The sequence below is a fragment of the Nostoc sp. genome (assembly GCF_036919895.1).
Classification (GTDB): Bacteria; Cyanobacteriota; Cyanobacteriia; order Cyanobacteriales; family Nostocaceae; genus Nostoc.
The window spans coordinates 19,801-45,049 of the sequence record NZ_JBALBW010000022.1 but is presented as its reverse complement, the minus strand read 5'-3'; the positions used below and the strand labels follow the sequence as shown (position 1 = coordinate 45,049).

Annotated in this window: 26 protein-coding genes; 22 read left to right on the top strand and 4 right to left on the bottom strand. The window is 43.2% G+C overall.

The annotated features are described in order from the left end of the window. The first annotated feature begins 54 nt into the window (after window positions 1–54). Entirely contained in the window at window positions 55–1,926 is a 1,872-nt protein-coding gene (locus tag V7K55_RS03415) for a PQQ-dependent sugar dehydrogenase (protein ID WP_334828212.1), read from the top strand. Between the two features lie 145 nt (window positions 1,927–2,071). Here V7K55_RS03415 and V7K55_RS03410 read toward each other — a convergent pair whose 3' ends face one another. Together V7K55_RS03410 and V7K55_RS03405 are read right to left on the bottom strand one after the other, a co-directional pair. Continuing rightward, window positions 2,072–3,037, bottom strand: a complete 966-nt coding sequence (locus V7K55_RS03410; RefSeq protein WP_334828210.1) for an NAD(P)-dependent alcohol dehydrogenase — start codon at window positions 3,035–3,037, stop codon at window positions 2,072–2,074. A gap of 77 nt (window positions 3,038–3,114) precedes the next feature. Next, entirely contained in the window at window positions 3,115–3,693 is a 579-nt protein-coding gene (locus tag V7K55_RS03405) for a Uma2 family endonuclease (RefSeq protein ID WP_334828207.1), read from the bottom strand. A gap of 1,050 nt (window positions 3,694–4,743) precedes the next feature. Here V7K55_RS03405 and nifB point away from each other — a divergent pair. The 18 genes from nifB (at window position 4,744) to V7K55_RS03315 (ending at window position 21,322) form a co-directional block, all read left to right on the top strand. Then, window positions 4,744–6,189, top strand: a complete 1,446-nt coding sequence (nifB, locus tag V7K55_RS03400; RefSeq protein WP_334828204.1) for a nitrogenase cofactor biosynthesis protein NifB — start codon at window positions 4,744–4,746, stop codon at window positions 6,187–6,189. Window positions 6,190–6,363: 174 nt separating this feature from the next. Then, window positions 6,364–6,720 (top strand): 4Fe-4S binding protein, encoded by a 357-nt coding sequence (locus tag V7K55_RS03395; protein WP_334828201.1) that lies wholly within the window; start codon window positions 6,364–6,366, stop codon window positions 6,718–6,720. A 30-nt stretch (window positions 6,721–6,750) separates the two neighbouring features. Continuing rightward, window positions 6,751–7,959 carry a cysteine desulfurase NifS gene (nifS, locus tag V7K55_RS03390; protein ID WP_334828199.1) on the top strand — a complete coding sequence of 403 codons (1,209 nt, stop codon included), beginning with the start codon at window positions 6,751–6,753 and terminating at the stop codon, window positions 7,957–7,959. Window positions 7,960–8,097: 138 nt separating this feature from the next. After that, entirely contained in the window at window positions 8,098–8,997 is a 900-nt protein-coding gene (gene nifU, locus V7K55_RS03385) for a Fe-S cluster assembly protein NifU (RefSeq protein ID WP_334828195.1), read from the top strand. Window positions 8,998–9,219: 222 nt separating this feature from the next. Then, window positions 9,220–9,576, top strand: a complete 357-nt coding sequence (locus V7K55_RS03380) for a globin domain-containing protein (RefSeq protein WP_323203321.1) — start codon at window positions 9,220–9,222, stop codon at window positions 9,574–9,576. Between the two features lie 348 nt (window positions 9,577–9,924). Beyond that, on the top strand, window positions 9,925–10,818 hold the full coding sequence (nifH, locus tag V7K55_RS03375) for a nitrogenase iron protein (RefSeq protein WP_334828188.1): 894 nt from the start codon (window positions 9,925–9,927) through the stop codon (window positions 10,816–10,818). A gap of 156 nt (window positions 10,819–10,974) precedes the next feature. After that, a complete protein-coding gene (gene nifD / locus V7K55_RS03370) occupies window positions 10,975–12,486 on the top strand; it encodes a nitrogenase molybdenum-iron protein alpha chain (RefSeq protein ID WP_334828186.1) in 1,512 nt (503 codons plus the stop codon). Window positions 12,487–12,702: 216 nt separating this feature from the next. Further along, window positions 12,703–14,238 (top strand): nitrogenase molybdenum-iron protein subunit beta, encoded by a 1,536-nt coding sequence (nifK, locus tag V7K55_RS03365; RefSeq protein ID WP_334828184.1) that lies wholly within the window; start codon window positions 12,703–12,705, stop codon window positions 14,236–14,238. 167 nt (window positions 14,239–14,405) lie between these two features. Then, window positions 14,406–14,753, top strand: a complete 348-nt coding sequence (locus tag V7K55_RS03360; protein WP_334828182.1) for a Mo-dependent nitrogenase C-terminal domain-containing protein — start codon at window positions 14,406–14,408, stop codon at window positions 14,751–14,753. A 97-nt stretch (window positions 14,754–14,850) separates the two neighbouring features. After that, complete coding sequence (nifE, locus tag V7K55_RS03355) at window positions 14,851–16,233, top strand: nitrogenase iron-molybdenum cofactor biosynthesis protein NifE (protein ID WP_334828179.1); 1,383 nt, start codon at window positions 14,851–14,853, stop codon at window positions 16,231–16,233. 151 nt (window positions 16,234–16,384) lie between these two features. After that, on the top strand, window positions 16,385–17,722 hold the full coding sequence (nifN, locus tag V7K55_RS03350) for a nitrogenase iron-molybdenum cofactor biosynthesis protein NifN (protein WP_334828176.1): 1,338 nt from the start codon (window positions 16,385–16,387) through the stop codon (window positions 17,720–17,722). Between the two features lie 258 nt (window positions 17,723–17,980). Then, window positions 17,981–18,394 (top strand): nitrogen fixation protein NifX, encoded by a 414-nt coding sequence (gene nifX / locus V7K55_RS03345; protein WP_334828173.1) that lies wholly within the window; start codon window positions 17,981–17,983, stop codon window positions 18,392–18,394. Further along, window positions 18,391–18,867: a NifX-associated nitrogen fixation protein gene (locus tag V7K55_RS03340; protein ID WP_334828171.1), complete on the top strand. Its 477-nt coding sequence runs from the start codon at window positions 18,391–18,393 to the stop codon at window positions 18,865–18,867. The genes nifX and V7K55_RS03340 overlap by 4 nt, the downstream gene beginning before the upstream one ends. Before the next feature lie 120 nt (window positions 18,868–18,987). Beyond that, window positions 18,988–19,203 (top strand): CCE_0567 family metalloprotein, encoded by a 216-nt coding sequence (locus V7K55_RS03335; RefSeq protein ID WP_334828284.1) that lies wholly within the window; start codon window positions 18,988–18,990, stop codon window positions 19,201–19,203. Beyond that, entirely contained in the window at window positions 19,200–19,517 is a 318-nt protein-coding gene (nifW, locus tag V7K55_RS03330; protein ID WP_334828169.1) for a nitrogenase-stabilizing/protective protein NifW, read from the top strand. Before V7K55_RS03335 ends, nifW begins: the two co-directional genes overlap by 4 nt. Before the next feature lie 10 nt (window positions 19,518–19,527). Continuing rightward, window positions 19,528–20,331, top strand: coding sequence for a HesA/MoeB/ThiF family protein (locus V7K55_RS03325; RefSeq protein ID WP_334828167.1), 804 nt, complete (start codon window positions 19,528–19,530; stop codon window positions 20,329–20,331). Between the two features lie 54 nt (window positions 20,332–20,385). Then, the gene (locus tag V7K55_RS03320) at window positions 20,386–20,757 is read left to right on the top strand and encodes a HesB/IscA family protein (RefSeq protein ID WP_094339971.1); all 372 of its coding nucleotides are present in this window, start codon (window positions 20,386–20,388) and stop codon (window positions 20,755–20,757) included. 265 nt (window positions 20,758–21,022) lie between these two features. After that, window positions 21,023–21,322, top strand: a complete 300-nt coding sequence (locus V7K55_RS03315; protein WP_094339973.1) for a 2Fe-2S iron-sulfur cluster-binding protein — start codon at window positions 21,023–21,025, stop codon at window positions 21,320–21,322. 360 nt (window positions 21,323–21,682) lie between these two features. Here the strand turns inward: V7K55_RS03315 and V7K55_RS03310 are convergent, their stop codons facing one another. Beyond that, complete coding sequence (locus tag V7K55_RS03310; RefSeq protein WP_334828164.1) at window positions 21,683–21,892, bottom strand: TOBE domain-containing protein; 210 nt, start codon at window positions 21,890–21,892, stop codon at window positions 21,683–21,685. Window positions 21,893–22,616: 724 nt separating this feature from the next. On the opposite strand from V7K55_RS03310, the gene V7K55_RS03305 reads away from it, so the two are divergent. Genes V7K55_RS03305 through V7K55_RS03295 form a run of 3 tightly spaced genes read left to right on the top strand, consistent with a single transcriptional unit; the run spans window position 22,617 to window position 24,747 of the window. Continuing rightward, on the top strand, window positions 22,617–23,105 hold the full coding sequence (locus tag V7K55_RS03305; protein WP_334828162.1) for an ankyrin repeat domain-containing protein: 489 nt from the start codon (window positions 22,617–22,619) through the stop codon (window positions 23,103–23,105). Continuing rightward, window positions 23,068–24,354, top strand: a complete 1,287-nt coding sequence (locus tag V7K55_RS03300; protein ID WP_334828160.1) for a nitroreductase family protein — start codon at window positions 23,068–23,070, stop codon at window positions 24,352–24,354. Before V7K55_RS03305 ends, V7K55_RS03300 begins: the two co-directional genes overlap by 38 nt. Window positions 24,355–24,372: 18 nt before the next feature. After that, window positions 24,373–24,747 (top strand): hypothetical protein, encoded by a 375-nt coding sequence (locus V7K55_RS03295; RefSeq protein ID WP_334828158.1) that lies wholly within the window; start codon window positions 24,373–24,375, stop codon window positions 24,745–24,747. A gap of 19 nt (window positions 24,748–24,766) precedes the next feature. Here the strand turns inward: V7K55_RS03295 and V7K55_RS03290 are convergent, their stop codons facing one another. Continuing rightward, entirely contained in the window at window positions 24,767–25,237 is a 471-nt protein-coding gene (locus tag V7K55_RS03290; protein ID WP_334828156.1) for a hydrogenase maturation protease, read from the bottom strand. Window positions 25,238–25,249: the final 12 nt, after the last annotated feature.

Below are 25,249 nucleotides of genomic sequence, written 5' to 3'. Positions count from 1 at the left end.
AGAATTAGGTGTAATATACATCACAACCACGCTAGAGGGAAGTTGAAAATAATTATGTTTGCTTTAAACCCAAAACAGATGCTCGGACGCATACTATCCGCATCATTAGTTAGTCTCATGTCCTTAGAATTTGTTCCCACCGCAGCCTTTGCTAGTCCGCCTGCTGCGTCTGTTGACACCCAGATAAAAGTGCCTAGTACAATGACCTCTTCGCCTTTTAATGCTAACCGTTACTTAAAAGTGCCCCCCAACTTCTCCATATCTGTTTATGCTCGCATTCAGAATGCTCGCTTTATGGCAATTGCTCCCAACGGGGATCTTCTAGTGTCACAGCCCAATACGGGTAAAGTGTTAATTGTCCGGCCAAATGGCAGCAAAGACCCAATTATTTCCGACTTTGCGACCGGTCTACGCAGACCACACGACATTGTGTTTCATCAGATTGATAACACCACATACGTTTATATCTCCGAGACTAATCAAATTAACCGCTTCATCTACAACTCTGGAGACTTAACCGCAAAAAATCGTCAAATCATTATAACTGGCTTACCAGATAGCAGCACATCAGAACTCAAAGGCGCTTATGGTCACGAATTGAAAAATATTGCCCTTGATGGCAATCACAAACTGTATGTGTCCATCGCTTCCACATGCAATGCCTGTAAGGAAGATACTGTCAGTAACCCAAAGCGTGGTGCAATTTACCAGTACGATGCTAATGGAACCAATCAGCGACTTTTTGCCCAAGGTTTACGTAACGCCGAAGGGTTAGCATTCTTACCTGGCACAAATGACCTTTGGGTAGTTGTTAATAATCGAGATAACATCGCCTATCCGTTCAACGATAGCACTGGTAATTACGGTAAAGTTATCCCTTCCTACGTAGACAACCACCCGCCAGAGGAGTTCACAAGAGTCCGAGATGGCGGTAACTACGGTTGGCCATTCTGTAACCCCAATCCTGACACATTAAATGGCTTCAACAACATGCCCTTTGACCGTGACTATCAGTTCAATGCTAATGGAGATGTTAATTGCAACGCAATAGACAGGATTGACAAGGGTATCCAAGCCCATTCGGCTCCCTTGGGATTATCATTCTTACAAAATACCAATTTTCCCAGCCTGTACTCAAGTGGGGCAGTAGTGGGGCTGCATGGTTCATGGAATCGGGAGAAGAAAACGGGCTACAAAATAGCTTACTTTCCGTGGAACAGTACAACAAAGACACTAGAAGAGGAGATAGATTTAGTCAGTGGTTGGCTAGTTCCAGCAACACAAGAAGTCTGGGGGCGGCCTGTAGATATGGTAGTCGATCGGCAAGGTAATTTGTTAATTTCAGATGACTACAGTGGCACTATCTACAAGCTGGCTTACAATGCCCCCTCCACGCCGTCATCAGCTGTTAAGGTCTACACAGAACCTAATTTTGCTGGAGTTTCCCAGTCTTTTCCCACAACTCCAGGAGTATACAAAGCTAACAAAGGTGACTTAAATGTTGTGGGCAATGACACTATTAGCTCATTAAGTGTACCACCAGGTACGGTAGTACGTGTATGCCAAAATGAAACTGGTGGTCGATGCCGTGAGTTCGGTGCTGGTGATTATCCCTCCCTGGGAGACGTGGATAACATCATCTCGTTTATAGAAGTTAATCCGTCATCAGGGGTTAAAGTCTACACAGAACCTAATTTTGCTGGAGTTTCCCAGACTTTTCCCATAACTCCAGGAGTATACAAAGCCAATGAAGGTGACTTAAATGTTGTGGGGAATGACACTATAAGTTCATTAAGTGTACCAGCAGGTGTAGTGGTACGTGTATGTCAAAATGAAACTGGTGGTCGATGCCGTGAGTTCAGTGCTGGTGATTATCAATCTCTGGGAGACGTGGATAACATCATCTCGTTTATAGAGGTCAAGTAGCACCACTCGCTGAATTTTAAATTTTGGATTTTGGTGAAGCAGCTAGCTGGTCTTCTCCCCAAGGAAGAAGCTAGCGCCTTATCTACGAGATACTCTGCGTTGGCAAAGCCTCTCGTAGATAAGGGTTTCCCCCATTGTCCTCCAATCAACTAGAAACCGCGATGTCTACGACGGGCTGCGCGATCGCAATTTTCCCCACTGCCCGACCCGTTTCGCTATAATCATGAGCCGCCGCTAGTTCTTGTAAGGGATATGTGCGATCGATCGCCACACGAATTTTACCCGCTTCAATCAATTCTTTCAGAAAAAGCAAGTCTTTGGCGTTAGGTTTCTCAAAGAGAAATTTAGCTTTTTGACCGGGAAGCAACGCTGTTAAAACGCTCTCTAAAAAGACTTGAGGGCTGGGTACGGTGGTGATGTAAACACCGTTGGGTTTGAGGACTTTTTTGGTTTCTGAGAGCGATCGCTTACCCACTGCATCAAAGATAATGTCATACTGCGCTGTATCTTCAGTAAAATCTTGCTGCGTATAATCAATCACGCGGTCTGCTCCCAAAGATTTCACCAAATCCAAGTTTTTGGTGCTGCTAACTCCTGTCACCTGCGCGCCTAAAGCCTTAGCAATTTGCACCCCAAAAATCCCTACACCACCCGCAGCGCCATTAACCAACACAGTTTGTCCTGTTTGAATATTTCCCTGATCTCGCAGCGCTTGCAAAGCCGTGAGTGCTGCTAAAGGCACAGCCGCAGCTTCTTCATAAGATAGATTCGTTGGTTTGAGCGCCACCACATTTTCTGGAACAGCTGCAAATTCGGCATAACCTCCTCCAGGGAAGTTAGTACTGCCATATATAGCATCTCCTGGTTTAAAACGGGTGACACCGGAGCCAACGGCTACCACATCTCCCGCCACATCAAACCCCAGAATCTTCGGAAATTTGCTGCCAGTAATTAAACTGAACATCCCTTTGCGGATTTTCCAATCAATGGGATTAACGCTACTAGCACGAACTTTAACAAGTAACTGCGTTGGCTCAATTTTCGGTTGCTCCACCTCTTCGTACTGCAAAACCTCAGCCGCGCCATACCGATGGATAACCATTGCTTTCATCGAATTCCTCCTGCTACCCTGTTTTCGTGAATGAACATTAGACAGCTTATGAATAAAGCTAACACGGAACATTCTCTTTATTCTTCAGTGCTAAATACAACACCTTCATACAGCAATTCAATTGGACACTCAAATTCAATGCTCGATAGAGTGACGATATCTCCAGCCGTGTAGGGATAGTAAAGCCACATCCTACCCTCACCTCGGCAGTAACGCTCCACGGAGATTTTTTCCGAGTCAATCAAGATATATTCTTGCAAACTGGGGATTGTCAGATAATAAGTAAATTTTTCATCCCGATCTTTAGCGCTTGTCCCTGGTGAAAGAACTTCAGCAATCAGCTTGGGATGTTGAATAAATTTGCGGGCATTAAGGTCTTGAGGGTCGCAACTGACAATAACATCAGGATAATAGTAGCGACTCTGGGGAGTGAGTTGCACTTTTACGTCTGACACATTCGCTCGACAACCTCTGAAACGCAGATGGGGATGTAAGGCAGTGTACAAGTTAAGTGCAATGTCGTTATGGGGAATTGTACTGCCTGTCATGGCAAATACTTCGCCATTGGCATATTCATAGCGAACGTCTTGCTGAGGTTCCCATTCCAGATATTCCTCAACGGTCATTTTTAGCGGCTGCTGGGGGATGGTTATCATAAACTCAGATTTTTCACGCTTGGCTTGATTGTAGCCGCTTAGGGGGTTAGTTTTTTTGCTAAGGTTTGTATTGAGCAATTCAGAAAATTCATTGCGATCGCTCAATCATGTTAGATTATAGTTTGTTGTTTCTCTTAAACACAAAATCCGACAGTTTCCTACCCATCTCCTCATTGTGGGAATGAAAAAAAAGCAGTTAAAAGTTAAGTTTTTTGAAAATAATATGCAGCAACACACCTATTCTAATTCCCTCATATTGCTTGCCATGCAAGACTTGCAGCCACAGTTGAATATGCTTGTCAAAGCAAAAATTAAAAAAATATGAATTGCATTTTTACCCTCAAAAAAATGATATGTTAGATACAGAATTGAATTTCGCACGTTTCTGGAGTAGAACAATATAGATTACTCCAGTTTTTCACCCTCAAACCCTTGGCATTAACTGCTTTTGACGGAAATTGAGCGCAACCTGAGTACACATTTAAATAACCCAAACCCAGTTTCAATTTAGTTTAATTCCTTGCTGGGGTTGGGTTTTGGCTGAGTACAAAGAAATCCTGAACCCCTATCTATAAACACTAGAACCCCAACCAAAAAATACTAGAACCCCTACCTGAAAAAAACTTTTTTAATTCTTGTAATCCTTGAAGAATTAGGGTTTTTAGTATTTGAGTACAAAAGTAATAAATCCAATAAATTCTATCCTAGAGAGACGCAACATCTGGCTGGGAGACGGCTGCTATAAATCTTATATCGCCAATCACCCAACGCTCCGAAACAAAGCGAAGAGTGAGTGGAGGGATGACATAGCACCATGCCTGAAGTGAAGAGAAGTCGCGGCTGTAAGCACAAATTCTACCCAAGAACCGAACGTTGACACACACCAGCCGAACATCAGATATCTATCGTCTGCCTGACTTGAAAACAAGTCGCCCGAACCCAAGGGTTTGCAGACAGTGTGGAAGACGCGACTTCAATTCTGGGCATAGAGAGCAGCAACAACATCTCCCACAGTGGCAGCCAAGTCCACCGACCTTTTTGCGAAACTCAATGACATCACCGTCTACACGACTCCTCAACTCCAACGCTACGGAATCGCCAACCCAAGCAAAATCCGGTGGTTGCGGCTGCGACAGCCCCAGCAGCGCCACCGTGGAAAGGGATCAAAAGCTCGAAGAACGCATTGCTAAACATCCCTGCTACAGCGAAGACGCTCATCACCACTACGCCCGGATGCACGTTGCAGTTGCTCCAGCTTGCAACATTCAATGCAACTATTGCAACCGGAAATATGATTGCGCTAACGAAAGCCGTCCTGGAGTAGTTAGCGAATTGCTAACACCAGAAGAAGCAGCACACAAAGCTTTGGTCATTGGTGGCAAGATTCCCCAAATGACAGTTGTGGGAATTGCTGGCCCTGGCGACCCTCTGGCGAACCCAGAAAAGACTTTCCGCACATTTGAGTTGATTGCAGCAGAAGCACCAGACATCAAGCTGTGTTTATCAACCAATGGTTTAATGCTACCTGACTACATCGATCGCATTAAACAATTAAATATAGATCACGTGACGATCACCATTAACATGGTAGATCCAGAGATCGGTGCATTGATTTATCCTTGGGTTCACTACAGACGCAAGCGCTATAGAGGCATTGAAGGCGCAAGAATCCTCCACGAAAGACAGATGGAAGGATTGCAAGCCCTGAAAGACGCTGATATCTTGTGCAAAGTCAACTCCGTGATGATTCCCGGAATTAATGACCATCACTTAGTTGAAGTGAATCGAGTCATTCGTGAAAAAGGTGCATTCTTGCACAACATCATGCCATTGATTTCTGCACCAGAACACGGCACACATTTCGGTTTAACCGGTCAACGCGGCCCCACACCCAAAGAACTCAAAGAAGTTCAAGACAACTGCTCCGGTAACATGAAAATGATGCGTCACTGTCGCCAGTGTCGTGCCGATGCAGTCGGATTGTTGGGAGAAGACCGCAGCCAGGAATTTTCCAAAGAGAAATTCTTGGAAATGACTCCAGAATATGACATGGAGCAACGCGCTACCGTTCACGAAGGAATTGAGAAGTTTAAAGAAGAACTTAAAGTAGCCAAAGATAAGGCGCTAGCTGGCAAGAAAACTGCCAACAGTCCGAAAGTTTTAGTTGCAGTAGCAACCAAAGGCGGCGGATTAGTTAACCAACACTTCGGTCATGCCAAAGAATTCCAAATTTACGAAGTGGGTGGAGACGAAGTTCGCTTTGTTGGTCATCGCAAAATTGACCAGTACTGCCAAGGTGGATACAGCGAAGAAGCTTCTTTTGAGCATATTATGAAAGCGATCGCAGATTGCAAAGCAGTTTTAGTCTCCAAGATTGGTAACAGTCCTCAAGAAAAATTGCAACAAGCTGGAATACAGTCTGTTGAAGCTTACGACGTAATTGAAAAGGTTGCTTTAGAGTTCTACGAGCAATACGTTAAGGAATTAGGGAATTAGGGATTAGGGACTGGGGACTGGGGACTGGGGACTGGGGACTGGGAATTAAGGAAGAATTTTCCCAATCAATACCCAGTATCCAGTATCCAGTATCCAGTATCCAGTATCCATTACCCAGTAACCAGTACCCAGTACCCAATCCCCAGTAACCATTCCCCAAAAGGAGAATAAATCATGGCTTACAAAATTCTTACTAGCCAGTGTATTTCCTGCAATCTCTGTCTAACGGTATGTCCCACAAATGCAGTTAAAGTGGTTGACGGACAGCACTGGATTGACCCTGAACTTTGTACAAACTGTATTGGTAGTATTCATACCATGCCTCAGTGTAAAGCTGGTTGTCCCACCTGCGACGGTTGCGTTAAGCAGCCTAGCGATTATTGGGAAGGCTGGTTCGCCGATTACAACCGCGTAGTTGCTAAATTAACAAATAAACAAGATTACTGGGAACGTTGGTTTAACTGTTATTCCCAGAAATACTCGGAACAGTTGCAAAAGCGCCAACCCCAAACAATGGCAGCAGAAGCTTAAATAATTCGTAATTCTTAATTGAAGACAACAATGCAAAATAACTGCATCTATCTCGATAATAATGCCACCACTAAGGTAGACCCAGAAGTTATAGAGGTAATGCTACCTTACCTGACAGATTATTACGGCAATCCCTCCAGTATGCATACCTTTGGTGGGCAAGTCGGTAAAGCAGTGAGAACCGCAAGAGAACAACTTGCAGCCATCCTGGGAGCCGATGAGTCTGAAATTGTCTACACAAGTTGTGGAACTGAGGGAGATAACGCCGCAATTCGAGCCGCACTGTTGGCGCAACCAGAAAAGCGCCACATCATCACCACCCAAGTTGAACATCCAGCAGTCCTCAATGTCTGCAAACAATTAGAAACCCAAGGTTATAGTGTTACCTATCTATCAGTAAATCATCAAGGGCAGCTTGATCTAGATGAACTAGAAGCTTCCTTGACGGGTAACACCGCCTTGGTGACAATTATGTATGCGAATAACGAAACCGGCACGGTTTTTCCGATTGAGCAAATTGGGTTGCGCGTCAAAGAATATGGCGCTATATTCCATGTAGATGCGGTGCAAGCAGTGGGAAAAATCCCGTTGAATATGAAGACTAGCACCGTGGATATGTTAACTCTGTCTGGTCACAAGCTGCACGGGCCGAAAGGAATTGGTGCTTTATATATTCGGCGTGGGGTGCGGTTCCGTCCCTTTATTCTTGGCGGACACCAAGAACGCGGACGTAGGGCGGGAACTGAGAATGTTCCAGCAATTATCGCCTTGGGCAAAGCTGCGGAACTAGAACTGTTACACTTAGAAGAAGCGACCACAAGAGAAAGAAAGCTGCGCGATCGCCTCGAACAAACTTTACTAGCTACAATTCCCGATTGTGTCGTTAACGGTGACGTTACGCAGAGATTGCCAAACACAACCAATATCGGCTTCAAGTACATCGAAGGTGAAGCAATTCTACTGTTATTGAACAAATACGGTATCTGTGCATCATCCGGTTCTGCTTGTACCTCTGGTTCTTTAGAACCTTCCCACGTCCTGCGGGCAATGGGCTTACCCTACACAACTTTACACGGTTCTATTCGCTTCAGTCTTTGTCGCTACACCACAGAAGCCGAAATCGACCAAGTGATAGAAGTAATGCCCAGTATTGTAGAACGTTTACGCGCCCTCTCACCCTTCAAAAATGACAATGCAGGTTGGTTGCAAGGACAAGAACAAGCATTAGCGCATCGTTAATTAGGGAATAGGGACTGGCGATTAGGGACTGGTGACTAGAGACTAGGGAAGAATTTTCCCATCCCCAGTACCCAATCCCCAATCTCCAGTACCCAGTACCCAATCTAAAAATCCAAAATCTAAAATCTAAAATACGTTATGTGGGACTACACTGATAAAGTATTAGAACTGTTTTACGATCCCAAGAATCAGGGAGAAATTGAAGAAACGGGCGAAGCTGGAGTTAAGGTTGCAACGGGTGAAATCGGCAGCATTGCTTGCGGCGATGCTCTGAGATTGCACCTGAAAGTGGAAGTAGAATCTGATAAGATTCTAGATGCTCGCTTTCAAACCTTTGGTTGTACTAGTGCGATCGCATCTTCTAGTGCATTAACCGAAATGGTCAAGGGTTTAACCTTAGATGAAGCCCTGAAAGTATCCAACAGAGACATTGCAGATTACCTGGGTGGTTTACCAGAAGCAAAGATGCATTGCTCTGTCATGGGACAAGAAGCCCTAGAAGCCGCTATCTACAATTATCGTGGCATTCCTCTAGCTACTCATGATGATGATGATGAAGGTGCATTAGTTTGCAGTTGCTTTGGCATCAGCGAGTCCAAAATTCGCCGCGTCGTTCTAGAAAATAATCTCACTGGTGCCGAAGAGGTAACAAATTATGTAAAAGCTGGTGGCGGATGCGGTTCCTGTTTGGCGAACATTGATGATATAATTAAATCAGTTCAACAGGAATACGCCACACCTGCTCTCAACAATTACGGCGTACAAGTTGCCACAGAAATTGTTACGTCCAAAGAGCGATCGCTAACCAACGTCCAAAAGATTGCTCTAATTCAAAAGGTTCTCGATGAAGAAGTCAGACCCGTACTCATTGCAGATGGGGGAGATGTAGAACTCTATGATGTAGAAGGCGATCGCGTTAAAGTTGTCCTGCAAGGTGCTTGCGGTTCCTGTTCTAGTAGTACAGCAACTCTGAAAATTGCGATCGAAGCCAGATTACAAGATCGTGTCAGCAAGAGCCTTGTAGTCGAAGCAGTTTAGGAATTGCTGTAGGACTTAACGTATTCTACAAATACGCTCTAATATGCATTCAGCCAGGAACAGAAAGTAGGATTTGAACCATATAATTGTCTCCACATCAATGCTTCAATCCTACCGACAACCGATAGCTAAATTAGCTATGACGGCTAACAGCATATAGGCAAAAAGATTAAGCGCCTACTTGCAAATTTCATCATCCAACTCGCTTCAAAGGAACAGGATATGAGCACATTGTACGACAACATTGGTGGACAACCAGCTATTGAACAAGTAGTAGATGAACTCCACAAACGCATTGCCGCAGACAGTCTCCTCAGCCCCATTTTTGCTGGTACAGACATGGCGAAGCAACGCAATCATCTAGTTGCTTTCTTAGGTCAAATATTTGAGGGGCCAAAGCAATACGGCGGTCGTCCAATGGACAAAACCCACGCAGGAATGAATTTACAGCAACCACACTTCGATGCGATCGCCAAGCATCTCGGCGAAGCAATGGCTGTACGTGGAGTGTCAGCAGAAAACACCAAAGCTGCACTAGATCGCGTCACAAATATGAAAGGCGCTATTTTGAACAAGTAATAGGACTTATGCATTGATTGTTGACAAATAACAACATCAAATCCTATCGAATCTTGCAAGCTGAAACACATTATGACGTATTTGTAAATTGCGTATTTTTCTTTGTTCTTTGTCAAAACAAATGACAAAGGACAAAGGACAAAAAATCAAAAGAAAAAAATTTTAACGAGGAAGATCGATGTACTTACTGTCAATAACTTGGGCTGTGGAGCGATCGCCCCCAGCAGGCATTTATGCCAACTGTACCAACGATGCTCTACACGCGCTCACTACTGTCGCTCAACTGGCGTGAACGCAACTGACAACGCACAGACCCACCAACCAACCAATTGCAGGGAAACAAGAACCATGACAGAAGAAAAGATCAGACAGATAGCTTTCTACGGTAAGGGCGGTATTGGTAAATCTACCACTTCCCAAAACACCTTAGCAGCTATGGCAGAAATGGGTCAACGCATCCTCATCGTCGGTTGCGACCCTAAAGCTGACTCCACCCGTTTGATGCTGCACAGCAAAGCCCAAACAAGCGTTCTCCAATTGGCTGCTGAACGTGGTGCAGTAGAAGATATCGAACTCGAAGAAGTAATGCTAACCGGTTTCCGTGACGTTCGTTGCGTAGAATCTGGTGGTCCAGAACCCGGAGTAGGTTGCGCCGGTCGTGGTATTATCACCGCCATCAACTTCTTAGAAGAAAACGGTGCTTATAAAGACGTTGACTTCGTATCCTACGACGTATTGGGTGACGTTGTGTGCGGTGGTTTTGCTATGCCTATTCGTGAAGGTAAAGCCCAAGAAATCTACATCGTTACCTCCGGTGAAATGATGGCAATGTATGCAGCTAACAACATTGCTCGTGGTGTTCTCAAGTATGCTCACACTGGTGGCGTGCGTTTGGGTGGTCTGATTTGTAACAGCCGTAACGTTGACCGGGAAATCGATCTCATCGAAACCCTGGCAAAACGCTTGAACACCCAAATGATTCACTACGTACCTCGTGACAACATTGTTCAACACGCAGAATTGCGTCGGATGACCGTGAACGAGTACGCACCTGATAGCAATCAAAGTCAAGAATATCGCGCATTAGCCACGAAGATTATCGATAACAAGAATCTCACCATCCCCACACCTATTGAGATGGAAGAGTTGGAAGAGTTGTTGATTGAATTTGGTGTTCTCGAAAGCGAGGAAAATGCTGCAATGTTGATTGGTAAGAGCGCTGCTGAAGCTCCTGTAGTATAAATCGCTGCTAAGAAATAATGCTTTAGCACCAGGAAAAAGGAAAGATATCAATCTTCCCTTTGACCTTTCATCCTCTCGCTTACATCTCCCCCCTAACTTTAGAGGGGACTCCTAGTCCCCCTATGCCCCGATCCTTACGAGTCACAGAGGCTAAATATGACACCTCCAGAAAATCAAAACATCATCGAAGAAAGAAAAGAACTAATTAAAGAAGTTCTAGAAGCTTACCCCGATAAAGCTAAGAAAAAACGGGAAAAGCACTTAAGTGTATACGAAGAAGGTAAGTCCGACTGCGGCGTTAAGTCTAACGTTAAATCCCTTCCTGGTGTCATGACCGCTCGTGGTTGTGCTTACGCCGGTTCTAAAGGTGTGGTTTGGGGCCCTATTAAGGACATGATCCACATCAGCCACGGGCCTGTTGGTTGCGGTTATTATTCTTGGTCTGGTCGTCGTAACTACTACATCGGTACTACAGGTATTGACTCCTTTGGTACCATGAACTTCACCTCCGACTTCCAAGAACGAGATATCGTTTTTGGTGGTGACAAGAAACTTACCAAGCTCATCCAAGAACTTGATGTGCTTTTCCCACTCAACCGTGGTGTTTCCATTCAATCTGAATGTCCCATCGGTCTAATTGGGGATGACATCGAAGCTGTTGCTCGGAAGACATCGAAAGAAATTGGCAAGCCAGTTGTACCTGTGCGTTGCGAAGGCTTCCGGGGTGTTTCCCAATCTTTGGGACACCACATTGCTAACGACATGATTCGTGACTGGGTTTTCACCAAATCCGACCAAGCCAAGAAAGACGGTACACTCAAGTTTGAAGGTACCCCTTATGACGTAGCCGTTATCGGTGACTACAACATCGGTGGAGATGCTTGGGCTAGCCGCATCCTGTTAGAAGAAATCGGCTTGCGCGTAGTCGCTCAGTGGTCAGGTGATGGCACCATCAACGAAATGTTGATGACCCCCAATGTGAAGATGAACCTCATCCACTGTTACCGGTCGATGAACTACATCAGCCGTCACATGGAAGAAGCTTATGGTATACCCTGGTTAGAATACAACTTCTTCGGCCCCACCAAGATTGCTGAATCTTTACGGGAAATCGCTTCTAAGTTTGACGAAACAATCCAAGCAAACGCTGAGAAGGTAATCGCCAAGTATCAGCCAACAATGGATGTGGTAATCGGTAAGTACCGCCCCCGCTTAGAAGGTAAGACTGTTGCCATCATGGTTGGTGGTCTACGTCCTCGCCACGTTGTCCCAGCGTTCCTAGACTTGGGCATGAAGATGGTTGGTACAGGTTATGAGTTCGGTCATAACGATGACTACAAACGTACCGCTGGCTACATCGAAAACGGCACCATCGTTTATGACGACGTTACCGCTTACGAATTCGAGGAATTTATTAAAGCGCTGAAGCCTGATTTAGTTGCTTCTGGTGTGAAAGAGAAGTACGTCTTCCAAAAGATGGGTCTTCCTTTCCGTCAAATGCACTCTTGGGATTACTCCGGCCCTTATCACGGTTATGACGGCTTCGCCATCTTCGCACGTGACATGGACTTGGCACTCAACAGCCCAACCTGGGGATTAATTGGCGCTCCTTGGAATGAAAAAGCTCAGGCTAAGAAAGCTGAAGCTAAGGCTAAGGCTGCCGTCTAAGGAAATGGGAGAGAGCGATAAGTAAGGATAACCTGGGGCTAAAACCCCAGGGGGGAGTTGGGAATCCAAAATTCAAAACTGAAAGATTAAAAATTTCTTTTGATTTTTGCATTTTGAATTTTGAATCATATTCCCATCTCCCTTGTAGAGACGCGATGAATCGCGTCTCTCCCTCCTCAATCAGTAAAAGAATTCAGTAAGCTTGGAGATCCAGAAATGCCTCAGAATCCAGAAAAAATTCAAGATCACGTCGAGTTATTCCACCAACCTGAGTACCAACAACTTTTTGAAAACAAAAAGCAGTTTGAAAACGGTCACGAAGCCGAAGAAGTACAACGGGTTGCAGAGTGGACGAAAAGTTGGGATTATCGTGAAAAGAACTTCGCTCGTGAAGCTTTAACCGTTAACCCTGCTAAAGCCTGCCAACCACTAGGAGCAATCTTTGCTGCTGTTGGTTTTGAAGGTACTCTACCTTTTGTTCAAGGTTCTCAAGGTTGCGTTTCTTACTTTCGCAGCCACTTAACCCGCCACTACAAAGAACCATTCTCTGGCGTATCTTCTTCAATGACTGAAGATGCAGCCGTGTTTGGTGGTCTGCAAAACATGATTGACGGCTTGGCGAACTCTTACCAACTGTACAAGCCTAAGATGATCGCTGTCTGCACCACCTGTATGGCAGAAGTAATTGGTGATGACTTACAGTCTTTCATCAACAACTCCAAAGAAGCTGGTTCAGTTCCTCAAGATTTCCCAGTACCTTACGCTCACACCCCTAGCTTTGTCGGTTCCCACATCACTGGTTACGACAACATGATGAAGGGAATTCTTTCTAACTTGACCGCAGGTCATAAGAAAGAAACCAGCAATGGTAAAATCAACTTCATCCCAGGTTTTGACACCTACGTAGGCAACAACCGCGAAATCAAGCGGATTGCTTCCTTGTTTGGCTTTGACTACACCATTCTAGCTGACAACAGCGACTACCTGGATTCACCAAACACAGGTGAGTTCGATATGTATCCAGGTGGTACAAAGCTAGAAGATGCAGCAGATTCAATTAATGCTAAAGCTACGATCGCTCTGCAAGCACACTCAACCCTCAAAACCCGCGAGTACATTGAAAAAGAGTGGAAGCAACCAACCTCAGTTTCCCGTCCTTGGGGCATTAAGGGTACTGATGAGTTCTTGATGAAACTCAGCGAATTGAGCGGTATTCCCATTCCTCAAGAATTGGAAATCGAACGTGGTCGTGCAGTTGATGCCATGACTGACTCCCACTCATGGATTCACGGCAAGCGCTTCGCTATCTTCGGTGAACCAGATTTAGTATACTGCGTAGTTGGCTTTATGCTAGAAATGGGTGCTGAACCTGTGCATATCTTGGTTCACAACAGCAACGATGTATTTGAAGCAGAAATGAAAGAACTGCTTGCTTCTAGCCCCTTTGGTAAGAATGCAACTCTTTGGCCAGGTAAAGACCTGTGGCACATGCGTTCTCTAATGTTCACCGAACCCGTAGACTTCCTGATCGGTAACACCTACGGTAAGTATCTGTCCCGCGACACCAAGGTTCCCCTCGTGAGAATCGGCTACCCGATCATGGATCGTCACCACTTACACCGCTACTCCACCATTGGTTATCAAGGTATAATCAACCTCCTCAACTGGGTTGTCAATACCCTCTTTGAAGAAATCGATCGCAACACCAACATTCCTTCTAAGACAGATATTTCCTTCGACTTGATTCGTTAGAAATTGTGTAGAAACACAACGTGTTAATTAAAGGGTAAAGAAGGGGAATAGGGACTAGGGACTGGGGACTAGGGACTGGGAAAACACCCAATGCCCCATGCCCAATCCCCAATGCCCAATCCCCAACTCCCCTTTTTCTTGATAGCATTTACCCAAGGGATTTATACATGGAAACCATCAATCATACTCACGAACATACTCACACTCATCCTCATCCTAATTACCATCCACCTAACCAGAAAAAACCAGGGTGGTTCCACAATCTTCTTAATCCGTTGCGCCGTGTAGTGGATGGAATTCAGGTTAAAAATAATCGCTTCGCTCATCTAATTTGCCAAACAATTCCTTGTTGTTGTCCCTTTGAGCGACAAATTAAATTATTTGGGAAGTGTATTGATATCCCACCACTATGTAAACTCAATCCTTTATATGACGAATTTGTAGGATTGCGTTTCCGCGCTCTATCTTATCTCGCTGATGTATGTGGAGAGGATGTCACAAAATATATTTGTTAGTCATTGGTCATTAGTCATTAGTCATTTAGTCATTGGTCATTATTTATTCAAAGGACAAATGACAAAGGACAATTAACAATTCAGTACGAGAAGAGATATGAAAAGCACCCAAGGCAAAATCAACGAACTGCTGACTGAGACAGGATGCGAGCATAATCAGCACAAACAAACGGAAAAGAAAAATAAATCATGCGCTCAACAGGCACAACCTGGCGCGGCTCAAGGGGGCTGTGCCTTTGATGGTGCAATGATTTCTTTAGTACCGATCGCAGATGCAGCGCATCTAGTCCACGGGCCGATCGCTTGTGCTGGTAATTCCTGGGGCAGTCGTGGTAGTCTCTCGTCTGGCCCTCTACTCTACAAAATGGGCTTTACGACTGACTTGGGTGAAAATGATGTCATCTTTGGCGGCGAAAAGAAACTCTACAAAGCGATTCTGGAACTCAAAGAGCGCTACCAACCCGCAGCAGTATTTGTCTATGCCACTTGCGTTACAGCCTTAATTGGCGATGATATGGATGCTGTCTGCAAAGCTGCGGCTGAGAAAATTGGTATTCCTGTTGTTCCCGTCATTGCACCAGGATTCATTGGCAGTAAAAATCTCGGCAACCGTTTCGGTGGTGAAGCTTTGTTAGATTATGTTGTCGGCACAGCAGAACCGGAACATACAACGCCTTATGATATTAACTTAATCGGTGAATACAACATTGCCGGTGAAATGTGGGGAGTAACACCACTGTTAGAAAAATTAGGCATCCGTATTTTGTCTAAAATTACGGGCGATGCTCGCTACGATGAAATTCGCTACGCCCACCGCGCCAAGCTCAACGTCATGATCTGCTCACGAGCGCTGCTGAATATGGCGAGAAAGATGGAGGAGCGTTACAACATCCCTTACATTGAAGAGTCTTTCTACGGCATCGATGATATGAATCGTTGTCTGCGAAATATCGCTGCTAAATTAGGCGACGCTGATTTACAAGAACGCACAGAAAAGCTTATTGCAGAAGAAACGGCTGCTTTAGATTTGGCACTAGCTCCTTATCGCGCTAGACTCAAAGGTAAGCGGGTTGTTTTGTATACAGGTGGTGTTAAGAGTTGGTCGATTATTTCGGCTGCTAGAGACTTGGGCATTGAAGTTGTTGCTACCAGTACTCGGAAAAGTACTGAGGAAGATAAAGCCAAAATCAAGAAGTTGCTCGGCAACGATGGCATCATGTTGGAGAAGGGCAACGCTCAGGAATTGCTACAAGTGGTTAAAAACACTCGCGCAGATATGCTGATTGCTGGTGGACGTAACCAATACACCGCTTTGAAAGCTCGAATTCCTTTCCTTGATATCAACCAAGAACGTCACCATCCTTATGCAGGTTATGTGGGAATGATTGAAATGGCGCGGGAATTGTACGAAGCTTTGTATAGCCCGATTTGGGAACAAATACGTAAACCCGCTCCTTGGGAAGAAGAGGAGGAAGTTTAATGGCGACAACATCAAATTCTCATCTTCTTCTCTCTGTGCCCTCTGCGTCCTCTGTGGTTCAAAAAAATCATTTTTCAACCGCAGAGGCGCAGAGAACGCAGAGTAAAGAGCTTTCAGAGCTATGTTGGACATGGGATGAGGAGGAAGTTTAATGGCGATCGTTACCGCTTCTAACAAAGCACTGACAGTTAATCCCCTCAAGCAAAGTCAAGCTTTGGGTGCAACCTTAGCCTTTTTGGGATTGAAAGGGACGATGCCCTTATTCCACGGTTCTCAAGGTTGTACTGCTTTCGCTAAAGTTGTCCTAGTGCGGCATTTCCGGGAAGCGATTCCCCTCGCTACGACGGCGATGACAGAAGTCACTACTATTTTGGGTGGCGAAGAGAATGTAGAGCAAGCGATTCTGACTCTGGTAGAAAAGGCTAACCCGGAAATTATTGGTTTATGTAGTACTGGGTTAACGGAAACTAGAGGCGATGACATTGAAGGATTTCTTAAGGAAATCCGCGATCGCCATCCCGAATTGAATGATTTAGCGATCGTTTTTGCACCTACCCCAGATTTTAAAGGTGCGTTGCAAGATGGTTTTGCCGTTGCTGTGGAAAGCATAGTTAAGGAAATTCCTCGCGCAGGTGGACTCAGAACTGAACAAGTCACGATTTTGGCGGGTTCTGCCTTCACCCCTGGGGATGTCCAGGAAATCAAAGAGATAGTCACGTCCTTTGGATTAGTGCCAATCTTTATACCTGACCTTGGCGCTTCTCTAGATGGACATTTAGAGGATAGTTATAGTGCAGTTACAGTTAGCGGAACTACCTTAAAACAGCTACGAGAAGTAGGTAGTTCTGCCTTTACCCTGGCATTAGGTGAAAGTATGCGGGGGGCTGCCAAGATTCTGGAAGAACGCTTTGGCACACCTTATGAGGTGTTTGGCGAACTGACTGGATTAGAACCAGTAGATGAATTTATCCAAGCATTGGCGATTCTCAGTGGTAACAGCGTACCCGAAAAATACCGCCGCCAACGTCGTCAGTTGCAAGATGCGATGCTGGACACCCACTTTTACTTCGGTGCAAAACGAGTTTCCCTCGCGCTGGAACCAGATTTGTTGTGGTCAACAGTGCATTTCCTGCAATCGATGGGTAGTCAAATTCATGCGGCGGTGACAACCACGCGATCGCACCTCTTAGAAAAACTCCCGGTTAAAAGTATTACCATCGGCGACTTAGAAGACTTTGAGAGTTTAGCAGGTGGTTCTGATTTGCTGATTGGTAACTCGAATGTGGGTGCGATCGCAAAACGCCTCTCGATTCCTCTTTATCGTCTCGGATTGCCCATTTATGACCGCTTAGGTAATGGTCAATTTACCAAAGTTGGCTATCGAGGCACGATGGAGCTTTTATTTGGCATCGGCAACCTGTTTTTAGAAGCAGAAGAAGCGAGAGTTAAGCAGTTCCAAGAGTTCGGAATTGTAAGCGCAGAGTTTTGAATTCTTCTTCAAGAATTTAGGAGTCAGAATTCAGAATACTTTCTATCTGAGTTGTGAAAAGGAATGTTTTAACGAACAGCAGAGGCGCAGAGAACGCAGACAAAAGAATCAACAGAAATTGTCTTTCACAAATGATTCAGGACTGCTATCAATATGCAGATTTAGTTCTGCCAGTAGAAATCTAATTACTCCTGAATTCTGACTCCTGAATTACTTCTTCCCAATTCAAAATTCAAAACTTTAGAGAGGAGAATTACAATGAAAATAGCCTTCACGACGAGTGACCGAGTTCATATTAATGCTCACTTCGGATGGGCAAAAATGATTGATGTTTACGAAATTACCGATGAGGGATATCACTTCGTAGAAACCCTCAGCTTTGAAGGCGAACTCAAGGAAGATGGGAATGAAGATAAAATCAACCCAAAACTTGAGGCAATAGGCGACTGTACGATTGTTTATGTAACAGCAATTGGTGGTAGCGCCGCCGCTCGGTTAATCAAGAAAGGTGTCACCCCAGTGAAGGCGCGATCGGAAGAAGAAGAAATCAGCGAAGTGCTGAATAAGCTAGTTAAAACCCTCAAAGGTAATCCTCCACCTTGGTTGCGTAAAGCTTTACAGCCAAAAACCACAAATTTTGCCGATGAAATTGAAAATGAAGCAACAGTATGACCGCAAATAATAGTGTTAACGGAACCGCTACAACAGAAGTCTTGAACTCACCTTTTCTTAAGGTATTAATCAAACAAATCCGCGGTCAAGACAGCTATGGAGTTTATCGTACTTGGTCGGATGAGTTGATTCTCAAACCCTTTATTGTCACCAAACAAAAGAAACGCGAAATCTCCGTTGAGGGCGAAGTTGATGCAGTAACTCAAGCCCGGATTATGGCATTTTTTCGGGCTGTAGCTGCTGGAATTGAACAAGAAACAGGTTTAATATCCCAGGTTGTGGTTGATTTGAGTCATGAAGGATTTGGCTGGGCGCTAGTTTTTTCTGGTCGTCTTTTACTAGCTGTGAAAACCTTGCGAGACGCTCATCGCTTTGGCTTTGACTCCCTAGAGAAATTAGCAGAAGAGGGAGAAAACTACGTCAAAAAAGGACTTGATTTGGCGAAACGCTTTCCTGAAGTTGGCAACCTGTAGCAATTTTAGATTTTGGATTTTGGATTCAAGTTTTAATCATTAGCTTCATCACCATTTGATTAAAACAATATCATCCAATCCAAAATCTAAAATTTAAAATCCAATGTGGAGTGGCTGATTGTGCAAGCAGAAGAAACGAGTATTGAGGAACTACAAGGACAAATCAGACGGCTTAACAGTAAAGCAGGTCAAATGAAAATGGATCTGCATGATTTAGCTGAAGGGCTGCCAACAGATTACACACAACTTATGGATGTTGCCGCCGCAACTTATGAAATCTATCGTCAGTTAGATGAACTTAAGCAACATCTGAAACAATTGGAGAGTGCTAAATGACTGGAACTATTGATGAATTAAAGAAGCTCGTAGATGCAGAAGAATTTTTTCAATTCTTTGATATGTCCTACGATGTAGAAGTTGTGAATGTCAATCGTCTACATATTCTGAAAAAGTTTTCTCAATATATCCAAGAAATTGATAATAATTCTCCTGACTTGAGTCAAGAAGAGAAATTAAATCAATATTCTTTGGCTTTGCAAAAAGCCTACCAGGTATTTATCGAATCAACACCGCACGAACAAAAGCTGTTCAAGGTGTTTAACGACAAGCAGAAAAATGTAGTCACACTGACAGAAATCACTTCTGATTAGGAGGTATAAATTGGTTAACCTAACGCCTACCGAATTAGAACGCTATCGTCGCCAAATGATGCTTCCGAATTTTGGCGAAGCAGCACAGAAACGCTTGAAGTCAGCGACAGTTTTGGTTACAGGTGTGGGGGGATTAGGCGGTACGGCGGCGCTTTACTTAGCAGTAGCGGGCGTTGGGCGGCTAATCTTAGTCCGGGGTGGTGACTTGCGGCTAGATGATATGAATCGTCAGGTTCTCATGACTGATGATTGGGTAGGTAAGCCAAGGGTATTCAAAGCTAAAGAAACTCTGGATGCGATTAATCCTGATGTCCAAGTGGAAGCTGTTCATGATTACATCACCCCGGAAAATGTAGATTCCTTAGTGCAGTCTGCTGATATGGCTCTTGATTGCGCCCATAATTTTACAGAGCGCAATTTGTTAAATGAAGCCTGTGTGCGATCGCGGAAGCCAATGGTGGAAGCCGCAATGAATGGGATGGAGGCTTACCTGACAACGATTATTCCTGGTGTGACTCCTTGTTTATCTTGTCTGTTTCCAGAAAAGCCTGATTGGGATCAGCGCGGCTTTTCAGTTCTAGGCGCTGTTTCTGGAACGCTAGCTTGTCTAGCAGCACTGGAAGCTATCAAGTTGATCACCGGGTTTAGTCAGCCTCTATTATCGCAATTGCTGACAATCGACCTAAATCGGATGGAATTTGCTAAACGCCGTTCTCACCGCGATCGCTCTTGTCCAGTATGCGGCAATAGTGCGCCTTGGAGACACGCACAATCCAATTCGATGGAACCCACAGGGATTGCACAAAATAGTTAATTTTCATCCCCACCTGAAATCAGAACAACCAATCGCTACAAATCAGGAGACTTAATGGCCGTTATTTTATCAGAAAAAGCAGAATTTCATCTGCGAGCATTCCTCAAAGGTTCCGCACCCGATGCTAATGGCGCAACTAAAGGTGTCCGCATCTCGGTAAAAGATGGTGGTTGCAGTGGCTATGAATATGCAATTGATATCACCAGCAAGCCTCAACCAGATGATTTGGTAAGTCACCAAGGCAAAGTGGTAGTTTACGTTGATGCTAAAAGTGCGCCGTTATTAGACGGAGTTATCGTTGACTTCGTTGAGGGAGTGATGGAAAGCGGTTTTAAATTCATCAACCCCAACGCAACTGATACCTGCGGTTGTGGAAAGTCTTTCAAAACAGATGACGGTACGCCTACTGGTGTACCTTGCAGCTAACATCATTCCGTTAGCGCCAAGTCTGATTGTAGAGGCTTTCCATAGATGCGGTAAGCGATCGCGGAGCGTCTCGTAGAGAAGCCATGCCGCAGGCTTATCGCCCCACCTTGAATTAGCTTCTAATTCGCTTTGCATCCCTTACCCCTACTAAGAAGCTGACTAAACTTAGCATCTTTGTAAGCAAAAGGGGAGCAAAAAGTAGGATAGGTTGCTCAAAAACTTCGGAAATTAAACCAACTGTATAACGTTTGAGGAGAATCGGAAAATGGCTTCCTACCAAGTTAGATTAATCAACAAAAAAGAAGACATCGATACAACAATTGAAGTTGATGAAGAGACTACCATTTTAGAAGCAGCAGAAGAAAATGGTATTGAATTGCCCTTTTCTTGTCACGCAGGTTCTTGCTCTAGCTGTGTAGGCAAGGTTGTTGAAGGTGAAGTTAATCAAGAAGATCAAAACTTCCTGGATGACGATCAGGTTTCTAAAGGATACGCTCTACTTTGTGTAACTTATCCTCGTTCTAATTGTACAATTAAGACACATCAAGAAGCTTATCTCGTATAAAGTATTACTTTGGTTGCTGTCTTTGGCAACCAAATAAAACACGAAGGGTGGAGAATGAAAATATACTTCATTCTTCCCTTCACAATTCCTAATTTATAATTAAAATGTTTACTCGCTTTAGTGTAACTGGCTGTTCATTAGAATTATTGAGAACAGGAGAGCGAGGAATCGTCACATTCTGTAAAAGTCAAGATGAAACTATCTTAAAAAACCTTATATCAATAGGGGTGAGCTAAACCCGTAGGGGCAATTCATGAATTGCCCCTACATTGCCTTTTTGCGTAAGTCCTTTTATAGACATGAATGCAATTTGGTATTAAAGATAGAGCCGTTTGCAAGAAAAGGCAACTTACCTATTTTCTACTCAACAGCAACTATCACATCTGAGGATTTAATCACGGCATAAGCCTGCTTGCCTTCTGCAAGTCCTAGCTTTTCTGCTGATGATTTTGTGATTATTGACACTAACTCTACTCCTGGTGCAATTTCTAAAGTTACCTCAGTATTAACTGTACCAGGCACAACTTTCTTTACAGTACCTTTGATAGAATTACGAGCGCTAATTTCCATGTTTCGTGTGTGTTTTACTTATTTATACTTAAACAAGCTAGCAAATTTGGCTTGAAAAAGGAAATTATTTGAGATTTCTTAATAACTTTCAGGGGTATAAAGTAAATCTCAGCCTAATATTTCTATTTTATTAAACGCAAGATTCAATAGAAACGTGATATCAAATTTGAGCAAGATAAGACTATAGGACTCATATCTGATTTTTGAAATACAGGTAGGGTGTGTTAGCATCAGCGTAACGCACCAAAAACCTTAGAATCAGGTGCTACGCATATTTCAAAAATCAAATACTAGTCCTATAGTAGTGATTGACTATTTACGCAAAAAGTCTATTTGCTATTAGTCTAGATATTGAAATAACATTGTAAGAAATACTGCATTGTAATTGTATTTCAATATTTGTCTTAGATATATTTGGGGATCTTTATAAATGATTCATAATTCAAAGTTATCACAGTGATAATATATAACTAAGCTAAATTGTTGCTAGTTAACTTAGTACTCAAACAATTCAAAATCGCTAGGTGAGGGCGGGGAGTAGGGAATGGGAAAATTTTGGTAAAACTAAAATTTTGAATACCTAGTAAAGCTGCTTTGGTAAACTACTAGACTTTAGCTACTCGTATAGCATTTTAAAATAATGGTGGGTAATGCCCACCATTAAGTTTTCCAAGCATAAATTTGCTTAGAGAACGCTTAATTTTTTGACATTGGAAGAATAATTATGAGTCAATTAAACAGACAAGAGTTGAGTGAAATAACAACCCAATGGCTAATAGCAAAAAGCTATAGTCTTGGCGATTTAAATCAACCAGGGGAAAATGGCGATACAGCTTTGATGAAAGCTACAAGAGAGGGAGTTTATGCAGTCGTTAAAGAACTCATTGATGCAGACGTGGATATCAATGCTCGAAATAGCGATCGCAACAATGCTTTGTGGTTTGCTTGTTTTGGAAATCACTACGATTTAATTAATTTGCTGCTGGCTCATAACATTGACATTAATAACCAAAATGATAACGGTGCAACTGTCTTAATGTACGCAGTATCAGCCGGAAAGACAGAAGTCGTCAAGTTACTTTTACAACATCATCCTAACTTGTATTTGAAAAACTTAGACGATTATAAAGCGATAGATTTCGCCAGCAATGTAGAAGTTTTAAGGATACTTAAAAATGCCATCAAGTCAGATATCGGGCAAAGCCTATCATGATGCTACCAAGCATTCTTACTTATCTGTACAACTCGATCCAAATTATGTAGATGCCTCAACACAGCCATCTTCATTTAAAGTTTATCCAAAATTTTATCGGAGAGTGAAATTAAATCTCAATAATCCAGTTCATTCTTTTATCTCCTTAACCAGTGCGATAACTCTGGAGAAAATGTATAAAGATGGCCCTTATAAACTGCGGGTAAATCCATCAGCAGGCGCTTTATACCCGACGGAAATTTACGTACAGATTCGCGGTGTTGAGGGAATAGTAGATGGTATATATCATCTAGAAGTTGAGAGTAATTGTCTAACTCTCATCTATGAATTAATCGATGATGGGTTAGAGAGTTATATTATACCGGGTAAATGTATCAACGGATTCATCTTTTTAATTAGTTGTGTTTATTATAGGTCTAGCTGGAAATATCAAAATAGAAGCATCAGATATTGCTTTTTAGATAGCGGACACCATTTAGGTGCAATTGCAGCTTCAGCTTATCTCCACAACCGAGATATACAACTAGTTTTTGACTTTGATAAACTTGCGCTCAATTCAGATTTGGGATTTGAGAATAAAGAGTTTATTACTGCTTGTGCGGTGTCAGGAGAAATACAAGACAAGAAAATCAGACGCTTAAGGCTGAAAGTTCCTTTTGTTTCTGGTACTGATTATTTTGAATCCAATCAATTTATTGAAGATGCCTATCAAGCAACTACTCTACAAAAGAGTCGCCAGCAGAAATTAGAGTATTCTCAATTTGATTTTGACAAGGATAAATTTTATCAAACTGTTTGGGATAGACGTTCTATTAGACGTTTCCGGAAAGAGTCTATTTCTCAAGAAGACTATTTATATATAGTACAGCAACTTGAGAAGTCAATACCGACAGAAAACTATGAGGAAATAGAAATTTACTCAGTCGTGCATCGAGTAGAGGGAATGACACCTGGGTTATATAGAGGTACACATCTGGTTAAGACAGGTAATTTTAGTGAAAAGACAGGTTACTTATGTATTAATCAGGCTATTGCTAAAGATGGCGCTGTAACTTTATTTTTTGTGTCAGATTATTTAAATTATCAAACTGCTATGCAAATAGCTGGTTTTCTCGGTCATAGACTTTATTTAACTAGTAATTATTTGGGGATTCAGTGTAGTGGAATAGGTGCTTATTATGATGATGAAACCAAAGAATTATTAGAAACAAATAAAGATGTACTTTATGGAATGGTGATTGGAATATAAGCAGGAAGCTAGAGAGAGATGGCTAGAAATATGTATTACTTTAATGGTGATGACTCACATCCTAAGCAACCGACATCAGCAGATATTATACTGCGGCAGCAACTAGAGGATTCTATTAGTAGATACTTTTATGACGCTTGCGATCGCACGATTCAAAATCTGCTGTCTGATTGTCGGTGGTATGTTACAACCCATGCTAATGCTCTGACATTGGTAATTGAATGTCCCGATCAAGTTACTAATTGGCGGGTTTTACAAAAAATTGTGCCAATGGGGACATTGCTATATGGAATTGTTAGCAGTGCTAAAATTCGTGTTTGTCCGCCAGAGAGTCAAGGTATACCTTTTGAAATGAGGGTAGATGAACTTTCTGTTTATCGGGATTGGGCGTAATTCAATTTTGGATTTTGGATTAGTTAATATTCTGTTTGATAAGTGCAGCTACCTCTTCAAAAACTAAATCAGCAGAATGTTTGATAGCAGGACTTAATTCCAGTCCCAAAGCAAGATTTGCCGCCTCAATTAAATAAACTGTCACATCTTCGGGAAAGTCATTGTGAAAGATTTTCCGTCCGGCGGCTAAAGCATTATCCCAGCGAAAATCGTGCAAGTTATAACTAGGTTCTGGTAAAGCTTCCAGTTCTTTTCCTGGAACTTTAAACACAGCACCTGGTTCAGAACCAGTTGAACTTGCATCAATAATTACTAATTGTTTACTACCTCTAGCTTGAAACATTACTTCCATCCCTGCGGTGCCACAGTCATAAACACGCACATGGGGATGAGGGTTTTCAGCTAGATATTTTTGTAAGCGTTGGGCGATGATAACACCTACTGCATCGTCACTGCGATTGAGATTTCCGCAACCAATAATAGTTAGCATGAGATAATAGTT

What these genes read in the sequence shown, in the direction of transcription:
- V7K55_RS03410 (WP_334828210.1), bottom strand. Translation starts at nt 3,037, where the DNA reads ATGAAAGCAATGGTTATCCATCGGTATGGCGCGGCTGAGGTTTTGCAG.
- nifB (WP_334828204.1), top strand. Translation starts at nt 4,744, where the DNA reads ATGACATCACCGTCTACACGACTCCTCAACTCCAACGCTACGGAATCG.
- nifH (WP_334828188.1), top strand. Translation starts at nt 9,925, where the DNA reads ATGACAGAAGAAAAGATCAGACAGATAGCTTTCTACGGTAAGGGCGGT.
- V7K55_RS03315 (WP_094339973.1), top strand. Translation starts at nt 21,023, where the DNA reads ATGGCTTCCTACCAAGTTAGATTAATCAACAAAAAAGAAGACATCGAT.
- V7K55_RS03310 (WP_334828164.1), bottom strand. Translation starts at nt 21,892, where the DNA reads ATGGAAATTAGCGCTCGTAATTCTATCAAAGGTACTGTAAAGAAAGTT.
- nifD (WP_334828186.1), top strand. Translation starts at nt 10,975, where the DNA reads ATGACACCTCCAGAAAATCAAAACATCATCGAAGAAAGAAAAGAACTA.
- V7K55_RS03300 (WP_334828160.1), top strand. Translation starts at nt 23,068, where the DNA reads ATGCCATCAAGTCAGATATCGGGCAAAGCCTATCATGATGCTACCAAG.
- nifU (WP_334828195.1), top strand. Translation starts at nt 8,098, where the DNA reads ATGTGGGACTACACTGATAAAGTATTAGAACTGTTTTACGATCCCAAG.
- V7K55_RS03395 (WP_334828201.1), top strand. Translation starts at nt 6,364, where the DNA reads ATGGCTTACAAAATTCTTACTAGCCAGTGTATTTCCTGCAATCTCTGT.
- nifS (WP_334828199.1), top strand. Translation starts at nt 6,751, where the DNA reads ATGCAAAATAACTGCATCTATCTCGATAATAATGCCACCACTAAGGTA.
- nifE (WP_334828179.1), top strand. Translation starts at nt 14,851, where the DNA reads ATGAAAAGCACCCAAGGCAAAATCAACGAACTGCTGACTGAGACAGGA.
- V7K55_RS03320 (WP_094339971.1), top strand. Translation starts at nt 20,386, where the DNA reads ATGGCCGTTATTTTATCAGAAAAAGCAGAATTTCATCTGCGAGCATTC.
- V7K55_RS03380 (WP_323203321.1), top strand. Translation starts at nt 9,220, where the DNA reads ATGAGCACATTGTACGACAACATTGGTGGACAACCAGCTATTGAACAA.
- V7K55_RS03295 (WP_334828158.1), top strand. Translation starts at nt 24,373, where the DNA reads ATGGCTAGAAATATGTATTACTTTAATGGTGATGACTCACATCCTAAG.
- nifX (WP_334828173.1), top strand. Translation starts at nt 17,981, where the DNA reads ATGAAAATAGCCTTCACGACGAGTGACCGAGTTCATATTAATGCTCAC.
- V7K55_RS03305 (WP_334828162.1), top strand. Translation starts at nt 22,617, where the DNA reads ATGAGTCAATTAAACAGACAAGAGTTGAGTGAAATAACAACCCAATGG.
- nifN (WP_334828176.1), top strand. Translation starts at nt 16,385, where the DNA reads ATGGCGATCGTTACCGCTTCTAACAAAGCACTGACAGTTAATCCCCTC.
- V7K55_RS03405 (WP_334828207.1), bottom strand. Translation starts at nt 3,693, where the DNA reads ATGATAACCATCCCCCAGCAGCCGCTAAAAATGACCGTTGAGGAATAT.
- V7K55_RS03360 (WP_334828182.1), top strand. Translation starts at nt 14,406, where the DNA reads ATGGAAACCATCAATCATACTCACGAACATACTCACACTCATCCTCAT.
- V7K55_RS03415 (WP_334828212.1), top strand. Translation starts at nt 55, where the DNA reads ATGTTTGCTTTAAACCCAAAACAGATGCTCGGACGCATACTATCCGCA.
- nifK (WP_334828184.1), top strand. Translation starts at nt 12,703, where the DNA reads ATGCCTCAGAATCCAGAAAAAATTCAAGATCACGTCGAGTTATTCCAC.
- V7K55_RS03290 (WP_334828156.1), bottom strand. Translation starts at nt 25,237, where the DNA reads ATGCTAACTATTATTGGTTGCGGAAATCTCAATCGCAGTGACGATGCA.
- V7K55_RS03340 (WP_334828171.1), top strand. Translation starts at nt 18,391, where the DNA reads ATGACCGCAAATAATAGTGTTAACGGAACCGCTACAACAGAAGTCTTG.
- nifW (WP_334828169.1), top strand. Translation starts at nt 19,200, where the DNA reads ATGACTGGAACTATTGATGAATTAAAGAAGCTCGTAGATGCAGAAGAA.